The organism is Nocardioides pakistanensis (genome assembly GCF_054781215.1).
Genome location: NZ_BAAGUV010000027.1, coordinates 1 through 675, shown reverse-complemented (window position 1 = coordinate 675; position 675 = coordinate 1). Strand labels below are relative to the sequence as shown.

The 675-nt window shown below is 64.9% G+C and carries 2 protein-coding genes; both read left to right on the top strand.

Annotation, left to right across the window (positions count from 1 at the left end; translation table 11 throughout):
- On the top strand, positions 1 to 234 hold a 234-nt coding region (locus tag ACYVIH_RS12200), incomplete at its 5' end, for a hypothetical protein (protein WP_460869719.1).
- 68 nt (positions 235 to 302) lie between these two features.
- On the top strand, positions 303 to 675 hold a 373-nt coding region (locus tag ACYVIH_RS12195; protein ID WP_460869717.1), incomplete at its 3' end, for an iron chelate uptake ABC transporter family permease subunit.

Here is a 675-nt window from a genome sequence, read left to right as displayed (position 1 = left end):
GACGTACTGCTCTTGGGCCAGAGCGAAGCCACGACCCCGGAGGAGATGGAGACGCACGTCACCGGTACGGAACTCTTCAAGAATCTCAGCGCTGTGCAGTCCGGCAAGTTCATCCAGTTGCCCCCGAAGACGGCTGACGGCGGCGACCTGCTTTGGGCGATCACCAGCGGCGGCCCGATCGGTAACGCGTGGGCAGCAGAACAGGTTGTCCCGATGTTCGCTGAAAAGTTCTAGCAACTGCTCTCTCGTGGGGCGCGGCCCGGAAGCGGCCGCGCCCCTCCCAGACTCACTTCAGGAGCAAGATGGTCTCTCTTGCCACCGCACCAAAGCCAACCGAACCGGCCGATACCGGAAGCTTCCTGCTCCGACGCCGACTGTCCGGCCTGATCGTGCTCGTCGCCGCACTCGCCATTGTCCTCGTCGTCAGCGTCACCTACGGCGCGAACCCACTCCCGACAGCCGAGGTCTGGCGAACCGTTTTCATGCCCGATGGCAGCGAGGCCTCCTCGATCGTGTGGTCGCTGCGGATGCCGCGAACACTGGTCGGTATCGTGGCGGGCGCGGCGTTCGGGCTTGCCGGGGCACTCATCCAGGCGATCACGCGCAACCCACTGGCCGATCCCGGAATCCTTGGCGTCAATGCTGGTGCCGGGTTTGCAATCACGGTCGGCGTCG